Below are 5960 nucleotides of genomic sequence, written 5' to 3' on the forward strand. Positions count from 1 at the left end.
TGATTATCGGGGCGGGTCCGATCATCATCGGACAAGCCTGCGAGTTTGATTATTCCGGTGCGCAAGCCTGCAAAGCCCTGCGCGAAGAAGGTTACCGCGTTGTTTTGGTGAACTCCAACCCCGCAACAATCATGACCGATCCGGAATTGGCCGATGCGACCTATATCGAGCCGATCACGGCTGAAATGGTTGCCAAAATCATCAAACACGAGCGCCCCGATGCGCTGTTGCCCACAATGGGCGGTCAAACCGGCCTGAACACGGCGTTGGAGCTGGCCGACATGGGGATTCTGGAAAAATACAATGTCGAGCTGATCGGCGCTAATCGTGAAGCCATCGAAATGGCCGAGGATCGCAAGCTGTTCCGCGAGGCGATGGACCGGCTGGGGCTGGAAAATCCCCGCGCCACCATTGCAGAAAACCTAGACGACTGCATGGCAGCACTGGATGACATCGGCCTGCCCGCCATCATCCGCCCCGCCTTCACGTTAGGCGGCACCGGCGGCGGTGTGGCCTATAACCGCGATGATTTCATCCACTTTTGCACCACGGGACTTGATGCCTCGCCGGTCACGCAAATCCTGATTGATGAATCCCTGTTGGGCTGGAAAGAATACGAAATGGAAGTGGTGCGCGACACCGCCGACAACGCCATCATCGTCTGCGCCATCGAAAACGTTGATCCGATGGGCGTGCACACTGGCGACAGTATCACCGTTGCCCCTGCCCTGACCTTGACCGACAAAGAATACCAGATGATGCGCTCGGCCTCCATCGCCGTGCTGCGTGAAATCGGCGTGGAAACCGGCGGTTCCAACGTGCAATGGGCGGTGAACCCTGCCGATGGGCGCATGGTGGTGATCGAAATGAACCCCCGCGTATCGCGCTCCTCGGCGCTGGCGTCCAAGGCCACGGGGTTCCCGATTGCCAAAATCGCCGCGAAACTGGCGGTCGGCTACACGCTGGACGAGTTGGACAATGACATCACCAAGGTCACGCCCGCCAGCTTCGAGCCAACCATCGACTACGTCGTCACCAAAATCCCGCGCTTTGCATTCGAGAAATTCGCAGGCTCCGCCCCGCTGCTGTCAACCGCGATGAAATCGGTTGGCGAAACTATGGCGATCGGCCGCACCATCCACGAAAGCCTGCAAAAAGCGCTGGCCAGCATGGAAACTGGCCTCACCGGATTTGATGAGGTGGTAATCGAAGGCGCGCCCGATAAAGCTGCCGTCATCAAGGCGATCAGCCTCCAAACCCCCGACCGGATGCGCACTATTGCCCAAGCCATGCGCCACGGGCTGACGGACGATGAAATCCATACTGCCACCATGTTCGACCCATGGTTCCTTGCCCGTATCCGCGAGATTGTCGAGGTCGAGGAAACCGTGAAGAGCGCTGGCTTGCCAAGCGATGAAGCGGGCTTGCGGGCGCTGAAAATGATGGGCTTCTCTGATGCCCGCCTCGCCATCCTGACAGACCAGTCCGAAACCTCTGTGCGCAAAACGCGCCTGGCCGCCGGCGTCACCGCCTGCTTCAAACGCATTGACACCTGCGCCGCCGAATTCGAAGCCCAGACCCCCTACATGTATTCCACCTACGAGGCCCCCGCGATGGGCGACGTGGAATGCGAAGCCCGCCCCAGTGACCGGAAAAAAGTGGTCATCCTTGGCGGTGGCCCCAACCGCATCGGCCAAGGCATCGAATTTGATTACTGCTGTTGCCACGCCTGTTACGCCCTGACCGATCAGGGCTACGAAACCATCATGATCAACTGCAACCCCGAAACCGTGTCGACCGATTACGACACTTCGGATCGACTGTATTTCGAGCCTGTCACCTTTGAACATGTGATGGAAATCCTGCGAGTCGAGCAGGAAAACGGCACCCTGCACGGGGTGATCGTGCAGTTCGGCGGCCAAACCCCGCTCAAACTCGCCAATGATCTCGAGGCCGCAGGCATCCCGATCCTTGGCACCACGCCCGACAGCATTGATCTGGCCGAAGACCGTGAACGGTTTCAGGCATTGGTCAATGACCTTGGCCTGTTGCAGCCCAATAACGGCATCGCCTCAACCGACGCCCAAGCGCTGGAGATCGCCGAAAAAATCGGCTTCCCTCTGGTGATCCGCCCCTCTTATGTGCTGGGTGGCCGCGCCATGGAAATCGTGCGCGATATGGCCCATCTGGAACGCTATATTGCCGAGGCCGTGGTGGTTTCCGGCGACAGCCCCGTGCTGCTCGACAGCTACCTATCGGGCGCCATCGAAATGGACGTCGACGCACTGTGCGACGGCAAAGACGTGCATGTCGCGGGCCTGATGCAACACATTGAAGAGGCCGGCGTGCACTCGGGCGATAGCGCCTGTTCCCTGCCGCCATATTCCTTGCCAAAGGATATCATCGCAGAGGTCCACCGCCAAACCCGCGCCCTCGCCTTGGCCCTGAATGTAGTCGGTCTGATGAACATCCAGTTCGCGGTCAAAGATGGGCTGGTTTACCTGATCGAGGTCAACCCCCGCGCTTCGCGCACAGTGCCGTTTGTCGCCAAAGCCACCGACAGCGCCATCGCCTCGATCGCCGCGCGGATCATGGCGGGCGAGCCCCTCTCCAACTTCCCGCTGCGCGCCCCCTACCCCGAGGGCGCGACGCCAGACACCACCCTGCCGTTTGCCGACCCGATGTCGCTGGCCGACCCAAACATGCCGTGGTTCTCGGTCAAAGAGGCGGTTCTGCCGTTCGCCCGCTTCCCCGGTGTCGACACCATCCTTGGCCCCGAAATGCGCTCGACCGGCGAAGTGATGGGCTGGGACCGCTCCTTCGCGCTGGCGTACCTAAAGGCGCAAATGGGCGCGGGCGTGGTTTTGCCAACAGAAGGTGCCGTGTTCATCTCGATCAAGGACATGGACAAAACGGATGAAATGGCCAGCACTGCGCATTTGCTGATTGACCTCGGCTTCACCCTCATCGCCACCCGCGGCACCGGCGCTTGGCTGGTTGAAAACGGGGTGGAATGCGAAATCGTGAACAAGGTCTACGAGGGCCGCCCCAACATCGTGGACCGGATGAAAGACCGCGAAATCGCCTTGGTGATGAACACCACTGAAGGCACGCAAGCCATTGAGGACTCCCGCGAAATCCGCTCTGTGGCTTTGTATGACGGCTTGCCATATTTCACCACGGCTGCGGCCAGCCACGCGGTAACGCTGGCGATGAAGTCACGCGAAGAGGGTGAGTTGGGGGTCAGGTCGCTGCAGGGGTGATTGCACTGGCCGGAACATAAATAGAACATTTTTCATCTGAGTGTTGAATAATACGACAAACAAGGTATGTTCACGCAAGGAGAAACGAATGGCACGAACACTTACCTCAGTTGAATTTTGCGCTGGCGCAGGCGGTCAGGCTCTTGGTTTGGAGCAAGCAGGTTTCAGGCATAAATTACTGGTCGATAACGACGCGCATTGTATCAACACCCTTAAAGTAAACCGGCCAAAATGGAACGCAATATTGGCCGACATGGGTGAAATATCCGGCCAAAATTATAGTGGCATTGATCTGTTCGCCGCCGGCCTGCCTTGCCCACCATTTTCAGTTGCAGGTAAACAGCTGGGTGAAAAAGATGAACGAAATCTATTTCCACAAGCCCTGCGCCTCATCAAAGAAATGGGCCCCAAGTTTGTCCTAATCGAAAATGTGCGTGGCTTTCTTGGCCCCGCATTTGAGGAATACCGCGAAGTACTAAAGCAGGAATTTCAGTCCTTGGGATATCAGGTCGAATGGAAGCTATTGCAATCATCCGATTACGGCGTGTCGCAACTTAGACCTCGCGTTGCAATCGTTGCCGCAAAATCAGACTATTGGTCTCATTTTACATTCCCAACACCCCACAAAATGAAAGCTGAACCTGTCGGCAGATTATTGCATGATTTAATGAAAGAAAACGGCTGGAACGGGGCCGATGATTGGGCAAGAAATGCCTCAACAATCGCCCCAACAATTGTCGGAGGGTCAAAGAAACACGGCGGACCCGATTTGGGGCCAACACGTGCCAAAAAGGCTTGGCTAGAACTGGGGGTGAACGGGATGACAATCGCAGAAGACGCGCCCGAAAAGGGTTTCATAGGGGTGCCTCGGCTCACGGTCAATATGGTCGCACGAATACAAGGGTTTCCTGATGCATGGCAATTTACAGGCCGGAAAACAAATGCCTACAGACAAGTCGGAAATGCCTTCCCGCCACCCGTTGCCAATGCGCTTGGAAAAGCGATTAAAAAAGCTATTCGAGCGTCTGAAAACCAAATGCCTGTAGCAATGCAATTAGCAGCTGAGTAAGACATGAATAAACGTAAAGGAGCCAGAACGCGACTGCGAGAGTATTTCCTTGCTAACATTGGCAAGAAACTAACCGCAACGGAATTGCGTGAGGTCGCCGGAAACATTAGCGAATGGGCGCGTCGTGTTCGTGAATTGCGCACCGAAGAAGGCTATCAAATCCTTACCCACAATGATCTGAATGAACTAAAGCCTGGTGAATACATTCTTAATTCTGCAACGCCCAAGCCAGCATTTGAACGCGCAATTTCAAAAGAAACTAGGGCTTATGTCTTGGATCGCAATGGCTTTACATGTCAGCAATGCGGCGCGGTGGCTGGTGAACCCCATCCATTCGACCCAACCAGAAAAACGCGGCTACACATTGGCCATGTGATCGATAAATCACAAGGCGGTTCTGATGAAGCCAGCAATCTACGCGCGCTATGCTCAATCTGTAATGAGGGCTCTGCCAATCTTACAATGGACAGGCCATCACTACATAAACTTCTTGTTCAGGTTCGCCGCGCCCCAGCGGCTGACCAACGCAAATTATTGGACTGGCTTAATACGAAATTTCCCAAATAGTAGCCACCGCTCCCCGCGTTAACCCCACTACCCCGTGATTTTCCTCATATGGGAGTCATATGCAATTCATATGGAATTCATATTCCCCAATCCGCCCAAAACCCCTGTATTAACGGGCGATTCGCCGCACTCCACCACACCCTCTTGCATTTCCCTAAACATATTACTATTCTCGAATGTGTTTTCACCCACTCGGCACAACTGTGCCCGCTCAACTCAAAGGAATTCGCTATGTCTTCTGAACGCGCTGTGCTGGCCTTTGCCGGCTTTATGGTTATCGCATCCTTGTTGCTGACCAAATATGTGTCGCCTCATTTCGTCTGGCTGACGGTTTTCGTCGGGGCGAACCTGTTCCAATCCGCTTTCACAGGGTTTTGCCCCGCTGGATCATTCTTCCAGAAGCTGGGCTTCAAATCGTCCCACAGCAGCTGAACCCAAAACCCGAATGGCGTGCTCTACCGTTTGCGAAACACCGCAACGCTTGAGCGCGCTTTTTGCATTTCGGCAGGCGCACCCTTGCCGTAAACCGGCGTGTCCAAAATCTCGAAATCACGGATCGCAGCGCCATGCTGGGCGAACTTTTCACCGAACCCCGCACTCTCATACACCCCCGCATTGATCCCCAACACATAGAGCGCCCCACTACGCCCGATGCGGATCAATTCGTCTATCGCCTCAGCCCCGACATGGCCAAAGGTGAAGGTGCCCGCACAGGTGATGCCGCCGTAAGCCCCGTCAGCAATATCCAGCGGGCCCGTCAAATCAGCAGTGATATCAGCGCGGTAACACCCCTTGCCCATCGCCACGGCCAGCATTTCCGGCGATATATCCAGCGCGTCAACCTGCGCGATACCCTGCGCCGCCAATCCCTCGCCGACCAGCCCCGTGCCAGCCCCCACATCCAGAACCGGCGCATTATCCTGCGCCCGCGCCGCGAACATTTCGGCAATCAGCGCGGGGTAGCGATAATCATTCGCCTGCGCGAAATCCTCGTCATAGGTGGTGGCCCAGTTGCCATACAGGTCAATCGAATCCTGCGGGGTTTTCAGGGAATAGGCCGT

Annotated in this window: 5 protein-coding genes; 4 read left to right on the forward strand and 1 reads right to left on the reverse strand. The window is 56.1% G+C overall.

Annotated elements, in window-relative coordinates; genetic code table 11:
* Positions 1 to 2: 2 nt before the first annotated feature.
* From carB to ACWB12_RS11665, 4 genes are all read left to right on the forward strand, one after another.
* Entirely contained in the window at positions 3 to 3263 is a 3261-nt protein-coding gene (gene carB / locus ACWB12_RS11650) for a carbamoyl-phosphate synthase large subunit (protein WP_479530255.1), read from the forward strand.
* Between the two features lie 88 nt (positions 3264 to 3351).
* Positions 3352 to 4332 (forward strand): DNA cytosine methyltransferase, encoded by a 981-nt coding sequence (locus tag ACWB12_RS11655; protein WP_479530256.1) that lies wholly within the window; start codon positions 3352 to 3354, stop codon positions 4330 to 4332.
* Positions 4333 to 4335: 3 nt separating this feature from the next.
* Positions 4336 to 4899 carry an HNH endonuclease gene (locus tag ACWB12_RS11660; protein WP_479530257.1) on the forward strand — a complete coding sequence of 188 codons (564 nt, stop codon included), beginning with the start codon at positions 4336 to 4338 and terminating at the stop codon, positions 4897 to 4899.
* A 231-nt stretch (positions 4900 to 5130) separates the two neighbouring features.
* The gene (locus ACWB12_RS11665) at positions 5131 to 5331 is read left to right on the forward strand and encodes a YgaP family membrane protein (RefSeq protein WP_479530258.1); all 201 of its coding nucleotides are present in this window, start codon (positions 5131 to 5133) and stop codon (positions 5329 to 5331) included.
* A gap of 23 nt (positions 5332 to 5354) precedes the next feature.
* Here the strand turns inward: ACWB12_RS11665 and ACWB12_RS11670 are convergent.
* The coding region (locus ACWB12_RS11670; RefSeq protein WP_479530259.1) for a class I SAM-dependent DNA methyltransferase at positions 5355 to 5960 on the reverse strand (606 nt) is incomplete at its 5' end.

The organism is Profundibacter sp. (assembly GCF_056498605.1).